Source organism: Zwartia hollandica (assembly GCF_019923725.1).
Lineage (GTDB): Bacteria > Pseudomonadota > Gammaproteobacteria > Burkholderiales > Burkholderiaceae_B > Zwartia > Zwartia hollandica.
In genome coordinates this window covers 23,458-38,552 of the sequence record NZ_JAHXRI010000006.1, presented here as the reverse complement: position 1 = coordinate 38,552, position 15,095 = coordinate 23,458, and the positions used below count along the sequence as shown (strand labels likewise).

General features: G+C 50.7%; 16 protein-coding genes and 1 tRNA gene. 8 read left to right on the top strand and 9 right to left on the bottom strand.

Annotated features, from left to right (window positions below; genetic code table 11):
- Window positions 1-3 precede the first annotated feature (3 nt).
- On the bottom strand, window positions 4-990 hold the full coding sequence (locus KZZ10_RS03435) for a lysozyme inhibitor LprI family protein (protein WP_259660110.1): 987 nt from the start codon (window positions 988-990) through the stop codon (window positions 4-6).
- 4 nt (window positions 991-994) lie between these two features.
- A complete protein-coding gene (locus KZZ10_RS03430; protein WP_259660109.1) occupies window positions 995-1,414 on the bottom strand; it encodes a GNAT family acetyltransferase in 420 nt (139 codons plus the stop codon).
- Between the two features lie 150 nt (window positions 1,415-1,564).
- On the opposite strand from KZZ10_RS03430, the gene KZZ10_RS03425 reads away from it, so the two are divergent.
- A complete protein-coding gene (locus KZZ10_RS03425; RefSeq protein WP_259660108.1) occupies window positions 1,565-3,295 on the top strand; it encodes an amidohydrolase in 1,731 nt (576 codons plus the stop codon).
- A 34-nt stretch (window positions 3,296-3,329) separates the two neighbouring features.
- Here the strand turns inward: KZZ10_RS03425 and pqqE are convergent, their stop codons facing one another.
- The 5 genes from pqqE to pqqA are packed head-to-tail and all read right to left on the bottom strand — an operon-like array spanning window position 3,330 to window position 6,506.
- Window positions 3,330-4,457, bottom strand: a complete 1,128-nt coding sequence (pqqE, locus tag KZZ10_RS03420; protein ID WP_259660107.1) for a pyrroloquinoline quinone biosynthesis protein PqqE — start codon at window positions 4,455-4,457, stop codon at window positions 3,330-3,332.
- 15 nt (window positions 4,458-4,472) lie between these two features.
- On the bottom strand, window positions 4,473-4,751 hold the full coding sequence (gene pqqD, locus KZZ10_RS03415) for a pyrroloquinoline quinone biosynthesis peptide chaperone PqqD (RefSeq protein WP_259660106.1): 279 nt from the start codon (window positions 4,749-4,751) through the stop codon (window positions 4,473-4,475).
- The gene (gene pqqC / locus KZZ10_RS03410; RefSeq protein ID WP_259660105.1) at window positions 4,748-5,461 is read right to left on the bottom strand and encodes a pyrroloquinoline-quinone synthase PqqC; all 714 of its coding nucleotides are present in this window, start codon (window positions 5,459-5,461) and stop codon (window positions 4,748-4,750) included. Before pqqC ends, pqqD begins: the two co-directional genes overlap by 4 nt.
- A gap of 2 nt (window positions 5,462-5,463) precedes the next feature.
- Window positions 5,464-6,378, bottom strand: coding sequence for a pyrroloquinoline quinone biosynthesis protein PqqB (gene pqqB / locus KZZ10_RS03405; RefSeq protein WP_259660104.1), 915 nt, complete (start codon window positions 6,376-6,378; stop codon window positions 5,464-5,466).
- A gap of 53 nt (window positions 6,379-6,431) precedes the next feature.
- Entirely contained in the window at window positions 6,432-6,506 is a 75-nt protein-coding gene (pqqA, locus tag KZZ10_RS03400; protein WP_259660981.1) for a pyrroloquinoline quinone precursor peptide PqqA, read from the bottom strand.
- A 115-nt stretch (window positions 6,507-6,621) separates the two neighbouring features.
- On the opposite strand from pqqA, the gene KZZ10_RS03395 reads away from it, so the two are divergent.
- The 3 genes from KZZ10_RS03395 (at window position 6,622) to KZZ10_RS03385 (ending at window position 9,520) form a co-directional block, all read left to right on the top strand.
- Entirely contained in the window at window positions 6,622-7,557 is a 936-nt protein-coding gene (locus tag KZZ10_RS03395) for an alpha/beta fold hydrolase (RefSeq protein WP_259660103.1), read from the top strand.
- Window positions 7,558-7,706: 149 nt separating this feature from the next.
- Window positions 7,707-8,930 (top strand): PQQ-dependent sugar dehydrogenase, encoded by a 1,224-nt coding sequence (locus tag KZZ10_RS03390; RefSeq protein ID WP_259660102.1) that lies wholly within the window; start codon window positions 7,707-7,709, stop codon window positions 8,928-8,930.
- Between the two features lie 5 nt (window positions 8,931-8,935).
- On the top strand, window positions 8,936-9,520 hold the full coding sequence (locus KZZ10_RS03385) for a c-type cytochrome (protein ID WP_259660101.1): 585 nt from the start codon (window positions 8,936-8,938) through the stop codon (window positions 9,518-9,520).
- A 44-nt stretch (window positions 9,521-9,564) separates the two neighbouring features.
- On the opposite strand, the gene KZZ10_RS03380 is transcribed toward KZZ10_RS03385, so the two are convergent.
- On the bottom strand, window positions 9,565-10,380 hold the full coding sequence (locus tag KZZ10_RS03380) for a bestrophin-like domain (protein WP_446001716.1): 816 nt from the start codon (window positions 10,378-10,380) through the stop codon (window positions 9,565-9,567).
- A 214-nt stretch (window positions 10,381-10,594) separates the two neighbouring features.
- Window positions 10,595-10,679: transfer RNA gene (locus tag KZZ10_RS03375), tRNA-Leu, on the bottom strand.
- 168 nt (window positions 10,680-10,847) lie between these two features.
- Between KZZ10_RS03375 and KZZ10_RS03370 the strand changes: the two genes are divergently transcribed.
- Genes KZZ10_RS03370 through KZZ10_RS03355 form a run of 4 tightly spaced genes read left to right on the top strand, consistent with a single transcriptional unit; the run spans window position 10,848 to window position 15,031 of the window.
- Complete coding sequence (locus KZZ10_RS03370; protein WP_259660099.1) at window positions 10,848-11,615, top strand: glutaredoxin domain-containing protein; 768 nt, start codon at window positions 10,848-10,850, stop codon at window positions 11,613-11,615.
- Window positions 11,616-11,620: 5 nt separating this feature from the next.
- Entirely contained in the window at window positions 11,621-12,838 is a 1,218-nt protein-coding gene (locus tag KZZ10_RS03365; protein WP_259660098.1) for a CaiB/BaiF CoA transferase family protein, read from the top strand.
- A 43-nt stretch (window positions 12,839-12,881) separates the two neighbouring features.
- On the top strand, window positions 12,882-14,243 hold the full coding sequence (locus tag KZZ10_RS03360; protein WP_259660097.1) for an MmgE/PrpD family protein: 1,362 nt from the start codon (window positions 12,882-12,884) through the stop codon (window positions 14,241-14,243).
- The gene (locus KZZ10_RS03355; protein ID WP_259660096.1) at window positions 14,240-15,031 is read left to right on the top strand and encodes a hypothetical protein; all 792 of its coding nucleotides are present in this window, start codon (window positions 14,240-14,242) and stop codon (window positions 15,029-15,031) included. Before KZZ10_RS03360 ends, KZZ10_RS03355 begins: the two co-directional genes overlap by 4 nt.
- Window positions 15,032-15,095: the final 64 nt, after the last annotated feature.

Genomic DNA, 15,095 nt, shown 5'->3' with positions numbered 1-15,095 from the left:
CCTCTATTGTTTGATGGCGAGGATTTCTTTGCGCGCATAGGGTGTCAGATGGTTCGCAAAGACGCTCCATGGCAAGATCACTCCGTCAAATGCACGGGCGACGTGGGGTAAGAATCCGTCGACATAAAACCCAGCCTTAGTCATACAGAAAGAAAACTCAGCGGCAGGTGGTAAGTCGAATTGACTGTAGCCATTAATCATTGATAGATCAAAGTCTTTTTCTGTATTTGCGAGAGCTGTGAAGTGTGCCCGAGCGAACTTCTTTGCCGTTAGCGTCCATGATGCGTTTGCGAATAGATCTGCTGCATGTAAAGGCCGATCGAGACTAAGCGCGTATACGCCGCACTCTGTCCCGCTAGTTGGATAGGCTCCCGTCATTACCTCAGACTGTTTTGTTTTTTGAAGCCAGTCCTGACTGAGCTCGGTTAGACGAACAACATAGGATTCGGATCCTCTTGTCTCGTCTAGTTTGATTCGATCGGTGAAGGTCAGGTAGCGATTGATGTTCTGGATAGATGACGCGGCGCTGTCAAACTGCACATAGTTGCGTTGAACGGTGTAGATGCTTTGCTCCGTAGGCGAAATCTTGATGGCGCTGTCCACAACAATATAGGCTTTCATCGCCTGTATCATCTCCCCGGTTGCCTTAAAGTCTTTGATGCGTTCAAAGTAAGCGTCCATCAGGCAACGTTTTGCATGTGCGGCGTCGGCCTTTGATGCGTCGTAACTTACAAAACAGTATGCTGCATGAAAACGCAGCCAAGATAACTGACCAGCAGTAAATATCTTGATGGCGTTCGGCGAAAGCTTCTCTTTGGCGGTGGTGTAGTTTTTCGCTAAAGATTCGTCTAGTGCGCTGAGTTCAGTATCAACGCAAATTAGCTGCTCCATCGGCGAGCGCGCTTTCGTGCAGTCAAAGCTCGCTGCGTTCACTGAACTACTTGCATAGATCACCAACAGTGCTAGCGCGAGCCGCAGGAGGGTAGACATTTTGCTATTCATCAGAAATAAGCCGCTTTCCTAGGCTAATCACGTCGTCATTCTTGTAGCCGAGCGATTCGTAAAACGCCAAGGTGCTCGCGTTGGTGCTGCGGACCTGAAGATTGAGCTTTGGACAACCAAGGGCACGAAGCAGGTGTTCGCCGTGTTCCATCAATTGCGTTGCGTAACTCTTGCGCTGATGTGAGGGATCGACGGCAAGGTAGTTCACCCACCCCCTGTGCCCTTCGTAACCAAACATTGCGCTGGCGATAATCAGGCCATCTTCTTCCCCAACCAGAAACAATTCTGGATCGACTTCCAATTTGCGGGCGATGTCTAGACTTGGGTTGTTCCAGGATCGAGTGAGCGCGCAGGTATGCCACAGCGCAATGACGCCTGGCTCGTCCTGTTGTTTGAATGGTCTTATCAACACGAATGCATAACTCCCAAAACTTGCATAAGTCGACTTGTTACACAAAAGGCTATCATTTTCCACCTTCCATCATATACTTGACCAAGGCGCCCACCTGAAGATTCGATAGCTATTGGGTAAGTTTATTTTTTAAATAAATGCCTATGTCCCATGTCCCCAGCAATACCTGAGGCCACCATGATTCGTGTTTCCAAAAATCTTTTAATTAGTGCTCTATTTTTCTATGGGTCTTGGGCGCACGCCGCAGCGGACCTCGTTTTTGTAGGCGGACCCATTGTCACGGTTAACGCAAAGAATGAAGAGGTTCAGGCGCTTGCAACGAAAGACGGAAAGATTGTCGCCGTAGGACTGGAAGCTGACATTAGAAAAAACTGGGTCGATCAAAAAACCCAGGTGATCGACTTGCGTGGTCAAACACTGATGCCCGGTTTTGTTGAACCTCATGTTCATATTGTGTTGACTGCAATGGTGGAAGGGCTTTGGCTTGACCTGTCCAACTTCTCTTTACCCTACGACACGATCGATACGCTTAGTGAAAAATTACGCGCAGCGTTAAAGACTGTCCCACCTGGTGGCTGGTTAGCGGGCTTTGGTGTCGATCCGTCAAGAACGTCACCATTTATGGCTGAATTGACCGTCGAGGTACTCGACAAAGTATCCAAGGATGTACCGATCTTTATCCTCAATCAATCCGGCCACATTGCATATGTAAACAGCAAGGCCTTCGAAGTTGCCGGGGTCAATAATCAGACGCCTAAGCCGCCGAATGGTGGGATTTATGTGAAGGATGAGAAAGGTAATCTGACTGGCAAATTGGTTGAGGCACCGTCGTATCTTGCTTTTCAAGCCAAGATGCCTGTCCCAACACAGCAAGAGCTTATTCAAGCGGTACGGAATACAACAAAAAAGCTCGCGATGAAGGGCGTGACGACCTCATCTGAAATTACCGTGGGCGCGAACCTCGGGCTTGAAAACGAGATGGGCCTCTACAAGTATTTGCTCGCAAACGGTGGTTTGCCGGTAAGGGTTCGGGCTTATCTCTATGGCAGCGCGATCCCCAAGGGGTTTCAAGGAGTCAAACCCAACGAGGGCGATGACTTGTTTCGTTATGTCGGTGTGAAATTTATTTCAGATGGATCAACGCAAGGGTTAACAGCCGCGCTCAATGAGCCGTATGCGTACCCTGCGGGAACAAAATTTAGAGGGGACCTTAATTACCAGGACGAACAACTATTGGCGCTCATGAAGCCCTATTTCGATCAGGGCTGGCAGCTCTCTGTTCATGCCAACGGGAGCCGAGCTGTCGAGCAAACCTTAAATAACTACGCCAAGCTGTTAGATGGTAAGTCGCAGCCCGAGAAGCGTCGTTTGCGAATCGAACACTTCACTGTCACCACACCTGAGCAGTTAGTCAGAACAAAGCAGCTGGGAGTGGTTCCGGGGTTCACGATTGGACACGTGCATTATTGGGGCCAGGCGTTTAACGATCAAATTCTGGGTGCGCCGCGTGCCGAGTGTATTGATCCATCAGCGTCATTAAAGAAAGAGGGCGTTCGCTTTGCGTATCACAGCGATTCGCCTGTGTCGCCTTATGGCCCTTTGAAATATATTACCCAGGGTGTGACACGGGTTTGGCAAAGCCCATTACAACGAAAAGTTTTAGGGCCCAATGAGCGAATTTCAGTGGATGATGCAATTCGTGCCGTGACGATCGATGCCGCCTATCAAATGATGTCAGATGACAAGATTGGAAGTCTGGAAGTGGGTAAGCTTGCTGACTTTGTTGTCTTGGAAAAAAACCCAAGAGCAACCCCCTCTGAACAAATCGGTGACATCAAGGTGTTGCAGACTTGGGTAGGTGGAAAACGACAGGAATGGTAGGGGAGGATCATCGGAGCTCCTCTCCTTAGGCCGTTTATCCTGCGAAGCGTTTTGAGTTGCTGTCGGTTCTAAAAACCAATGGGAATTCTTTTGAAGTATCGGCGTTTGCTACAGCTGCCGCTTCACGAATCGCAAGTTTGACGACATGGTGATTGGGGGACTTGGCGCAAACTGGATCTGTCGCAGCAGGATCTCCTGTTAACAGGAATGCTTGGCAGCGACAGCCACCAAAGTCTTTTTCTTTCTCTGAGCATGAGCGGCAGGGCTCCTGCATCCAGCTGTCACCTCGAAAGAAATTAAAGGCCTGGCTCTCATACCAGATCTCCTGAATGGAGTGCTCTTTCACATTTGGAATGTTAAGGCCGGGTAACTCTCTAGCGTTGTGACAAGGTAAGGCCGCGCCATCCGGTGCAATATCTAAAAAGATCGAGCCCCAACCATTCATACAGGCTTTTGGACGCTCTTCAAAGTAATCAGGAACAACAAAAAGCAGCTTGCATTGTTTGCCGATTTTTTCGCGGTAGGCGTTTACCGTGGCTTCCGCTGCGACAAGTTGTTCTCGAGTGGGTAAAAGCTGCTGACGATTCTTCATCGCCCAACCGTAATATTGTGTGTTCGCTAGCTCCAGATACTCTGCGGAGAGGTCAAGCGCCATCTCAATAATCTTATCGATGTGCGGAATATTATGACGATGCAATACGACATTCATCACCATTGGGTAGTCATACTTTTTAATTAAAGCCGCTACTTTTTTCTTGAGCTCGAATGTTTTCGTGCTGCTCAGAAAGTCGTTCATCTCCTGTGTGGAGTCTTGAAAGGAAAGCTGAATGTGATCGAGTCCTGCTTGCTTAAGTGAGGCGATCCTTTTCTCGTTTAAGCCAACACCAGAAGTAATGAGATTGGTATAAAAACCAAGCCGTCGTGCTTCCGCGACTAAGATGTCGAGGTCATCGCGAAGCAATGGCTCACCACCCGAAAATCCTATTTGTGCGGCGCCGAGCGCACGCGCTTCACGCATGACGCGAATCCATGCGTCTGTATCAAGCTCATTTTTAATACTGTCGTAGTTGACCGGGTTGTAGCAAAACACGCAGTGCAGCGGGCAGCGATATGTCAGCTCGGCGAGTAACCAGAAGGGCGGATTGATAACAGGCTGTGTCATCGGCTGAGGGTGGTCCTATTGGATCCAGTCTTTTTCAAAGGCTGCGCGTAACATCCCTTCGATAGGGTCGCGCAAATCAGCCTCGCCAAATGCCTGCTCCAGCTCTGCGATAAGTTCGTTAACGGTGTGCTCTCCGTCGCAGCGCTTGAGGATCTCGGCGGCGCTAAGATTGAGTTTGACCATACCTTCAGGATAAAGCAGTACATACGCTTGTTGTGCCTCTTCCCACTGCAAGCGAAAAAGTCTGTTGAGTCGGGGGCGCTCGGGAAGCGGTGCGGGCGTGGGGTCGCTCATACCGGATAGGCTCTTTCAATGCCATCAAGCATGGACCACAAAATATCAAGCTTGAATTGCAGGATGTCGAGTGCCCGTTCTTGTTGCGCGCGTGTTGTAAAGTGGTTGAGTGTGACCTCGAGGCCATGATCGACATCACGCTGGGCTAAAGGAATACGCGAGCGGAAATAATGCAAACCTGCCGACTCGATCCATGGGTAATGTGTGGGCCAAGTTGCCAGACGATCTTTATGAATTTGAGGCGCGAACATTTCTGTCAGCGAAGAGCAGATTGCCTCTTGCCAAGGCTGCTGGCGTGCAAAGTTGACATAGGCATCACAGGCAAATTTAACCGAGGGCTCGACCTGTTTCAGCGACCAGAGCGTCTCACGATCTAAACCAACCGCTAGTCCGAGGCGAGTCCACGCTTCGAGGCCTCCGCACTCTGTGTCGGTTTTGTATTCACCAAAGCCGTCGTGATCCAAAATTCTGGAAATCCATCTGCGACGCGTTTCACGATCTTGGCAGTTGGACATGACTGCAGCGTCTTTGATGGGGATGATCCACTGATAGTAAAAACGGTTTAATACCCAACCGCGAATCTGTTCTTTAGAACATTCGCCAGCATTCATTTTGACGTTAAAGGGGTGATGAATATGATAGCTCTGACCTTTTGCGCGGAGTTGTGCTTCGAACTCTTCACGCGTCCAAGCTGGTTTCAATGCGGTCATGGTCAGATCTCTATGTGCATGCCATCAAAGGCGACCTCAATACCGAGCGCTTTCAGTTGCAGCGCTTGCGGTGAGTCCTCGCGAAGGATGGGATTGGTATTGTTAATGTGAATCAGAATTCGTCGCTTGGTTGAATGAGAGGCTAACTCCTCAAGCATTCCACCCGGTCCAGATTGGGCCAGATGCCCCATGTCGATCGCGCGCTTAGACGACAGACCCATGCTAATCATTTCATCATCGGTCCAAAACGTACCATCGACTAGTAGCACATCGGCTTGCCGCATGGCTTGCTCGACTTGTGGCTCAATCACACCTAGACCCGGTGCATAAAACGCTTTTTTTCCGCTCGTTATGTCTGTCATGAGTAGCCCGATGTTGTCACCAGGATGAGGGTCATGACGATGAGGCGAATAGGGCGGAGCTTTGCTCGAAAGCGTGATCGGCGTGAAAGCAATGCCTGTTAGTTCAGGAATGCTGAAATTTTCTTGTTCAGGGCTAATTAATCGCTGTTCGACCGTACAGTAATGAGACAGGGTCTTGACCAGCGGCAGGCCTGCCGTGAGATCGTCGAAGACTTGCTGGGTGGCATAAATGGGCAGAGGCGAATTTCTTTCGCGTAGCATCATGAGACCCGTGACGTGATCCACTTGTGCGTCCATCAACACAACCGCGGCAATACCGCTGTCACGCATCTGTCTAGCGGGTTGTAAAACAGGCGTTTGTTTGATTTGGGTCAGTACATCAGGCGACGCATTGATCAATGCCCAGTCGGGTGATCCGTTGCCAACGATGATAGAGGACTGAGTGCGCATCTGCGCGTTGATGCTGCCTTGGCGTACACCTGAGCAATTCGGGCAGTTACAGTTCCATTGAGGAAATCCCCCGCCAGCCGCGGAGCCCAATACGCGTATTTGCATCACAACTCAAAAAATAAAGGCCGAGATATTCGTCTCGGCCTTTTGAAAAACGATTAGCGATTGGCGATGTACATTGTGATTTCAAAACCAAAGCGCAGATCAATTGCTGATGGTGTTTCCCATTTCATAGCGGTCTCCTAAAGTGCGGTGGAAGTAAAGTATCGCAACGCCATTAGTTGGCATTAGCAACAAGTATATAGAATAAATCACATGTATCTAGCAACTTTTTGACTTGTTGACCACATGAAAACTAAGCTATTTGCCGAGATTCAGCCCGCAGCGCACGGGTGGCTAGCGGTCGGAAATGGGCACCAGTTGCACTGGCAAGCTAGTGGTAATCCCGAAGGTATGCCTGTGGTGTGGCTGCATGGCGGCCCCGGAAGTTCGGCAAGCCCTTTGCATCGCCGATTTTTTGATCCCGCCCTTTTCTGGATTGTTCAATATGATCAGCGAGGTTGTGGGCGCAGCCTACCAGCAGGGGCGATTGACCATAATGAGACGTCTTATTTAATTGCTGATATCGAACGTTTGCGCGAGCATCTGTCCATACCAAAGTGGAGTGTTGTGGGGGGCTCTTGGGGTGGTGCTTTAGCCTTACTTTACGGGCAGGCCCATCCTGATCGCGTCGACAGAATGCTCTGTCGTAGTCCGTTTTTATGTACTCAAGCTGAAATAGAAAGCTTTATGGAACATCCGCCTGAGGGGTGTCGAGAACTTTGGGATGCCTTGCGATCTCAGGTGCCTAACAACCCTCAACAGACCGTTCTCGAGTTTGGGTATCGGGTATTTTGCCTAGAGAAGGACGTCCAAAAGCAAGTGCAGCTTGCACAAGCTTGGGCCACCTACGAGGCAGCAATGAACGTTTATCCAATGCAAGCGCCTACGATTGGCTTAGGTAGTCACGATGCGCTCATCGCTCGCTATAGGGTGCAGAGCCATTACCTGTGGCATCGGTGCTTTGTTGGTCAAAATATCTTGGCACAGGCTGATAGGATGTCAGAGATTCCGCTTACGCTCGTGCATGGCGATACCGATGCGCTTTGCCCCTTTGAAAACAGTCTCAACATTCAACGCACCGTAGCTCAAGCAAACCTTATCCGTGTCGCAGGGGGCGGCCACGATCTCACGGATCCGGGGATGTTGAGTGCAACGTTTCAAGCACTGACATCTTGGCGCTAGTGATTACCCTAATGATTATTGTGGCGTCCACCGTTCACTTAAAAAGTTAAAGGTAAAAAAGTTATCTAGATATCCAATTCTAGTAATATTGTTCAGTACTTTAAAAACAAGATGGACTTGTTCGAACATCTAACATCACGGAGACGACTGTGAAAAATTACTTACGCACGATTAGTGGCTTTGGTTTGGCCTTGGCATTTAGTATGTCTGCCCAAGCGCAGACTGCAGCACCTGCAGCTGCCCCGGCACCCCCACCTGCATGGAAGCAAGGCATGCCAGAGTCGATGGCAAAATCCACGTTGGCTCCCTTGCCTGGCAAGCTGGTGGCGACTAAAGCCGCCGATGTGCCGATTGATAAAATCAAACTGCCGCCTGGTTTTAAAGTTGAGGTCTGGGCTGACGGCATTCCTGGTGGCCGCGCAATCGCAGAGGGCGAGAACGGTAAGTATTACGTCGGTACGCGCGCACTCGGTCGTATTTACGAAGTGACCGACAATGGCAAAGAGCGCACCTCGCGTGTGGTGGTAGACAAACTTAATCAGCCAACAGCTGCATACAAAGACGGTTCGCTGTACGTTGTAGCGGTTGATAAAGTCTTGCGTTTCGATGGAATCGCAAAAAACCCAAATGCGACGCCTGTTGATTTGACTGCCAAGTTCAACTTCCCACCGATGCCGCACCACAACTGGAAGTACGTGGCGTTTGGTCCTGACGGCAAGTTTTATGTTCCCTTTGGCGCGCCTTGCAACATTTGCGAACTGCCGACACCTGAGTACGCTCAGATCCGTCGTTACAACGCAGATGGTTCGGGCATGGAAGTCTTAGCGACTGGTGTGCGTAATACGGTTGGATTCGACTGGCACCCCGTGACCAAGGAACTTTGGTTTAGTAATCACGGCCGTGACTGGATGGGCGATGACACTCCTAACGACACGATGAATCGTTTGAAGGTCAAAGCGAACTACGGTTTTCCATCATGTCATCAGGGCACCATTGCTGATCCAGACATCAAGAAAGCAAACGCTTGTGCTGGTGTTGAGCAGCCTGCTGCCTTGATGGGACCTCACGCTGCTACCATGGGCGTCAAGTTTTACACCGGCGACATGTTCCCAGCTGAGTACAAAAACGTGCTGTTCAACGCACGCAAAGGCTCCTGGAACCGCACACAAAAAATCGGCTTTGATGTCGTGACTGTGCGCACAGATGCAAATGGCAACAACGCGAAGGTAGAGCCCTTCATGACTGGCTTTATGAATCCTGCAGATCAGTCATGGTGGGGTCGTCCAGCCTACTTGCATCAGATGAAAGATGGTTCACTGCTGGTTTCTGACGAGCAAAATGGCGTGATCTATCGCGTCACATACAAGAAGTAAGCTTCATGCAGTTGTTGTCTGTTTTACGTAGTGTTGTTTTGGTGGGGGCCGTCCTAGCGGCGGCTCCTGCTGCATATGCACAGATAGCCCCACAGCGCTTGGCGCTGTGCGCGGCCTGTCATGGCGCAGACGGGAATTCTCAATTAAAAGGAATCCCCTCTTTAGCGGCACAACCAAAATTGTTTCTCGAAAATCAGCTTGTCCTGATTCGCGAAGGTGTGCGTGATATTCCTGTGATGAAGGGCTCGCTTGATGGCGTGTCTGATGCAGAAATCACGGCGCTCGCCAAGTATTACGCGGAAAAAACATTAGCACCTGTCCCGACCGATAAAGACGCTGAAGTCTTTGCGCGCGGCGGCAAGTTAGCGGAAGGCATGCGATGCGGGATATGTCATCTACCGACATACCTGGGTCGTGAGCAAATTCCTAGGCTAGCGGGTCAGAGAGAAGACTATTTGTTGCATAGCATGCAACAGTTCAAAAATAATCAAGCCGTTGGTCGCGATTCAAATATGGCGGCTTCGGTTTATGGTGTCTCTGATCAAGATTTAAACGACATCTCATATTATTTAGCTCGTCTCACGCCATAGATCCTAGCTCGGCCAAGCTTCCTGCACAAGTCTCGCAATTAGCCCTAACTTTTGCGCGTAAGTTCCATCGTGTTGAGTCGATCGAATGCCTCTTGTAAAGGTATGTTAGTCACAGCGTCTAAACCAAAAAAAGGATTTTGACTAAGAAAGGCAATATAGGAGGCGGCGAGCGTGACAAAAAATAAGCAAAAATTCGAAATGAATTGACTGGCTGGCTTGGTTAGCATTGACATACTTAAAAGTACGGTAGTCGCTAACAATGTAAGTGCGACAAGCAAGTACCCGCGCAGACCCATACCGAAATCACTGGCGTCTATCCTTTGCAGTCTCTGCTCTCTGATACGCGAGACTAGGTTCGCCAGATGCATACTTGTGACAGTCGGTAGTTTTGCAATACTCTCAGGGGAGTAGACGATATCTGACATACGCGCGAGCGGAGGTAGAGCGCTACTCACACCACTTCGTATGGCGTAGGAAGAGCCTCGATGCATGGCTGGCCATTCTTTTTCTAGTACAGACGCAGTGTATTCTCGGGCGCTCGCCATCAGGGGTGCGCCTACTGTCGGGTCAATATTGAGTGACATTCGACCCAAGGTGCGGAGTGCGTCCGCTTCTTGAAGTGTGGATGCCTTAGCGCGACTACGGACAGCAGATATATCACTAAATATAAAAGCGAGACCCAGTGACAATAAAATAATCGCCCCAGAGTTCAAGCCTGCAATCGGCATGTTGTGATAGCGCTCTACGAGCTTCGCATTTCGTTTCGCAGAGAAGCTCCATCGCATAATGACGTAGGAAACAAGCCAACTGACGCCGATAATCATCAAAAGGTTCAGGATAATGAGTGCGATTGATGTCATCACGTTCGTTCTCGCTTGCTCGGCAGGTTAAAGTTGCGCGACCGTTCTACCACCGACGCTAATCGCTGTGTCGAGCAGAATAAATTAATTTTATTTTAATTCCTAGGTGGCCGCTTCGTTGCCCGTGCCTGTGTCGGGCTAGCACACGACGAAAGGAGTGTGTTTCCAGTAAGATTTACTTGGCGTACGGCGAGCGCCGCACATCTTATCTTAATGGTGCCCGGGGCCGGAATCGAACCGGCACGCCTTGCGGCGGGGGATTTTGAGTCCCCTGCGTCTACCAATTTCACCACCCGGGCAAGGGGGATCGCGCTGAAGGCGCTTTGGAACGAAGTCAATAATTATACGGCGGAAAATAAATTTACAGAAATCCGCCCGAGAAGCCCAATTTTGGTTTCGGTACGACAGTCAGATCGACATTCTCGAGTCATAATTAATCCACAACAAACAAGGATGGGAGATAAATCATGCAAGCAACACAATCCGCGCGGGTACAGGTGTTTTGGCAGCCAGGCTGTTCATCATGCTTACGCACCAAAGAGTTCCTGACAAAACAGGGTATTGATTTTGAATCGATCGACGTGCTTAACGATCCGACAGGGATGGCTAAGCTGCATGCGCTAGGCGCTCGTAGCGTCCCGATAGTCGCACTTGGCGGCCGTTTTACTTTTTGTCAGTCGTTTAACGACGTGATTAAATTTTTGGATTTAAAAACCAAATTAATGGATCCCTTGCCTCCAGAGCAACTGATCGCGAAATTAGATACGATCATTCAAACCGCGCAGCGCCTGATCAAGCAGTTTTCTCCCGAGCAGTTACGTGAGAATTTTCGAGATAGGAATCGTAATCCTGCGGACACGGTCTTTCATATCTTTCGCGTTGCACAAATGGGTGCCGAGGCGGCAAATCAGATTGATCTGAAATTCGAAAGCTTCGGCGAGTTGGCGCCTAAAGCGTGGTCAGCGAATGAGCTCGCGGACTGGGGTTCGAAAGTGCGCGAGCAAGTGGCAGATTGGTGGCGTAACGAGCCAAATCGTGATCTTCAATATCTGGTGCCAACCTACTACGGCAGGAGGGCGATGCACGATGTTCTTGAGCGCACCACCTGGCATGCCGCACAGCACACACGTCAAATAACGTTGATGTTGGAAACGTACGGAATCGTGCCCGATCAACCGCTCAGTCCAGAAGACTTAAAAGGACTTCCCGTCCCTGATGAAGTCTGGGATCGGTAAGCGCGATGATGCAGATTCAAGGTGTTGATATTCAGCCACTCGATGGACTAAAGGTTATTGATGTCTCGAGTTTTTTGGCGGGACCCTTTTGTTCGACGCAGCTCGCTGAGTTTGGCGCCGATGTTGTAAAGCTCGAGATGCCCAAGGTAGGTGATGCCTTGCGGCGCTTTGGCAGCATCACGCCTCACGGTGACTCTTTGCCTTGGCTGTCTGAAACACGCAATAAAAAATCTGCAACTCTTGATTTGCGTACACCAGAGGGGGCGGAATTACTGAAAGCATTAATAAGAGACGCAGACGTCTTGGTTGAAAACTTCCAGCCAGGTACGCTTGAGAAATGGGGCTTGGGTTGGGATGTTTTGAAAGAGGTTAATCCACGGCTGATTATGGTTCGGATATCGGGCTATGGTCAGACGGGGCCCTATAGCCCTCGACCTGGTTTTGGCCGAATTGGAAATGCTTTCGGTGGCCTGTCCTATCTGGCAGGCTATCCGGATCGCCCACCAGTCACGCCGGGCTCTGCAACTATCCCCGATTATCTCGCGGGCTTGTATGGCGCACTTGGGGTGTTGTTATGTATCCAAGCACTCGCCAAGACGGGCCGCGGTCAAGTGGTGGACATTGGTTTATACGAACCAATCTTTCGGATACTTGATGAACTGGCACCCTCGTACCATATGAAAGGCTATGTGCGCGAGCGCATGGGGCCCGGTACGGTGAATGTGGTGCCCCACAGCCACTATCCAACCAAGGATAAAAAATGGGTAGCGATCGCTTGTACCAACGATAAGATTTTTGAACGACTTGCTTTGGCGATGGGTGTGCCTGAGTGGGGCGGGTCTGGCAAATGGGGGACGATTACGCAGCGCGAGGCCGAGCGTTCACAGGTTGATGAGTATGTCGGTGTTTGGACTGCGCAGCGCACGCGCGAAGAGGTCCTTTCAACCTGTGAATCTTTCCAGATCCCCTGTGGTTCGGTCTACGCGATTGATGAGATTTTTGAAGACCCCCAGTACGCAGCGCGAGAGAATATTAAGTACATGAAGGACTCGCATGGCGACACACATGCCATTCCAAATCTTGTGCCGCGTCTATCGGATACACCGGGTAAGATTCGTTCGCTTGGACCTTCTTTAGGCCAGCATAATGATGAGATATTTTCCTCTCGCCTGGGTCTGTCTAAAGAGCGCATTGCTGAACTTAAAGCCAAAGGCGTAATTTAGCCTTGAACTATAGGCATAGAGCTGAACCTATTAAGGATTTTGGATGTCATCGCTGGATCTGCAATTAGCCGAGCATGCAGCCTCGGTTAGGTTTGAAAATTTGTCTGCCGCTGCCATTGAGCGGGCCAAGGTATTTACGCTTGACACGATAGGTGTCGGAATTGCGGGGGGGAGCACCCCAGAGATTGCGCCTTTGCTTCAAGCGGTTCAGGGCTGGGGCGAAGGGCGACAAGTGGGGTTGTGGGGAACGCGGCGCACATTTAGTCCCGGGCAAGCTGTATTGCTCAATGCCTATCAGATTCATTGCCAGGAATTCGATTGTTTGCATGAAGGCGCAGTACTGCATGCGATGGCAACACTCTTGCCCGTGCTGCTTGCTGAGGCGCAGGTGCGCGGGGGGGTGTCAGGCAAGGCGCTTCTCGCTGCGGTAGCGGCTGGCGTGGATGTGGCGTGCACCATCGGTTTGGCCTCCAAGCAAGGTTTACGTTTTTTTCGTCCCGCAACCTCTGGTGGTTTTGGTGCGGTAGCGGGCTTGGCTAATTTGCGTGGTTTTGACGCGCAGCGCACACTCGCGGCGTTCGGTCATCAGCTCGCACAAGTCAGTGGCACGATGCAGGGTCATACAGAGGGTAGCGTAGTGCTACCTTTGCAAGTGGGCATGAACGCGCGCGCGGCTCTGCAGTCCTGCGATTTGGCACAAAGTGGATTTCCTAGTTTGCAGCTCCCGTTGACGGGTCGTTTCGGTTACCTGCCGATGTTTGAGACGCAATGGGATCTCGAACCACATCTCAAGACGCTAGGTGAAACTTGGCGTATCGCCGAATTAAGTCATAAGCCTTACCCGAGTGGGCGTGCGACACACGGAGGTATTGAAGGCTTGATGGTGCTGCGGGATCAGATTGGGTTTGGTGCAGATGAGATTGAACAGATCATCGTGCGTGGTCCCTCATTGATTAATCATTTGGTCAATCGCCCGCCAGTCAAATCGCCTTCGCCAAACTACGCTCGTCTTTGTATGCCGTTTGCGCTTGCTAAGGTATTGCAGCATGGTTCGTTAGATCCGATGCATTTTCGCGGAGAAGCGCTACATGATCCTCAGACCTTCTTGTTGTCACAAAAGGTATCGATGCAAATCGATGACAACCCAAATCCCAATGCCTTGGCACCGCAGGTGGTGTCGGTGCGCTTGAGAGATGGGCGGGTTTTGGAGCATGCGATAGACACCATGCTTGCCAGTCCGAAACGTCCGTTAAGCGAAGACGCGCGGATGAAAAAATTCCAGCGTTGTTGGTCGCTGGCCGCCGAGCCGATGGGGGATAGCGCAGCGCTAGTTGCGGCGATCAACGGGCTCGAACATTGTCTAGATATAAAAGAGGTCACAACGCTCTTGGCGGCGCGCGCGTGAGCGCCACGATGTTGGCGGCCAAGCTCTTGCTTGTGCCGAGTTTGATCCTGTTGTTGTCTTTGGCGCAGCGTCGCTGGGGAGCGGGTCTCGCCGGTTGGCTATCGGCGTTTCCGGTCTATGCCGGACCCGTGCTCTTAATCTTATCGGTTGAGCAAGGGCATGACTTCGCAGCCCAGGCGGCAGAGGGAACTCTTTATGCTGTAGTCGCGACCCTTGCCTTTTGTATTGCGTACGGCTGGACCTGCTTGCGTCATGGCGTTCTGCTTAGTCTGTTTGCTGCGGCATTGACTTACGCACTGACTGTATCGATCCTCCAGTTTGTGTATCTGCCATTATGGCTCGCCTTCCTGGTGGTGTTGGGACTATTAACAGTGGCGCCTCATGCGTTACCAAAAAGACCACCGCCTACGCGCTCGGCACCTCCCGGAAACATAGACCTTGTTTTGCGGATGGCTTTGGGCGCTACGATGGTGTTGCTGGTGACCTACTTCGCTGATGTGATGGGTCCTCGAACAAGTGGCCTTTTTGGCATGTTCCCTTTGATGAGCACAGTCTTAGTCACGTTCTCGCATCACCACGCGGGCCCAGACTGTGCAGTCGCTTTACTGCGAGGTATGTTTTATGGGTTTTATGGGTTCGCCAGTTTTTGTGTTGTCATGACCTTGGTCTTACCTGGGCATGGATTGCTAGTCAGCTTTGCCGCTGGCCTGTCCACTGTGCTTGCCCTGCAGCTAATAAGTAAGCGTTTAATGCCAAAAAACGCCTTAGGAACTGACGCTAGGTCTTGAAAAATACCATTTGCCCCCCAAATGCATTTCAGAATCTTGCTCGACGCCTTGGCTAAGAGCAACG

What these genes read in the sequence shown, in the direction of transcription:
- KZZ10_RS03425 (WP_259660108.1), top strand. Translation starts at nt 1,565, where the DNA reads ATGTCCCCAGCAATACCTGAGGCCACCATGATTCGTGTTTCCAAAAAT.
- pqqC (WP_259660105.1), bottom strand. Translation starts at nt 5,461, where the DNA reads ATGACCGCATTGAAACCAGCTTGGACGCGTGAAGAGTTCGAAGCACAA.
- KZZ10_RS03370 (WP_259660099.1), top strand. Translation starts at nt 10,848, where the DNA reads ATGCAAGCAACACAATCCGCGCGGGTACAGGTGTTTTGGCAGCCAGGC.
- KZZ10_RS03385 (WP_259660101.1), top strand. Translation starts at nt 8,936, where the DNA reads ATGCAGTTGTTGTCTGTTTTACGTAGTGTTGTTTTGGTGGGGGCCGTC.
- pqqD (WP_259660106.1), bottom strand. Translation starts at nt 4,751, where the DNA reads ATGAGCGACCCCACGCCCGCACCGCTTCCCGAGCGCCCCCGACTCAAC.
- KZZ10_RS03435 (WP_259660110.1), bottom strand. Translation starts at nt 990, where the DNA reads ATGTCTACCCTCCTGCGGCTCGCGCTAGCACTGTTGGTGATCTATGCA.
- pqqE (WP_259660107.1), bottom strand. Translation starts at nt 4,457, where the DNA reads ATGACACAGCCTGTTATCAATCCGCCCTTCTGGTTACTCGCCGAGCTG.
- KZZ10_RS03395 (WP_259660103.1), top strand. Translation starts at nt 6,622, where the DNA reads ATGAAAACTAAGCTATTTGCCGAGATTCAGCCCGCAGCGCACGGGTGG.
- KZZ10_RS03380 (WP_446001716.1), bottom strand. Translation starts at nt 10,380, where the DNA reads ATGACATCAATCGCACTCATTATCCTGAACCTTTTGATGATTATCGGC.
- KZZ10_RS03360 (WP_259660097.1), top strand. Translation starts at nt 12,882, where the DNA reads ATGTCATCGCTGGATCTGCAATTAGCCGAGCATGCAGCCTCGGTTAGG.
- KZZ10_RS03365 (WP_259660098.1), top strand. Translation starts at nt 11,621, where the DNA reads ATGATGCAGATTCAAGGTGTTGATATTCAGCCACTCGATGGACTAAAG.
- pqqB (WP_259660104.1), bottom strand. Translation starts at nt 6,378, where the DNA reads ATGCAAATACGCGTATTGGGCTCCGCGGCTGGCGGGGGATTTCCTCAA.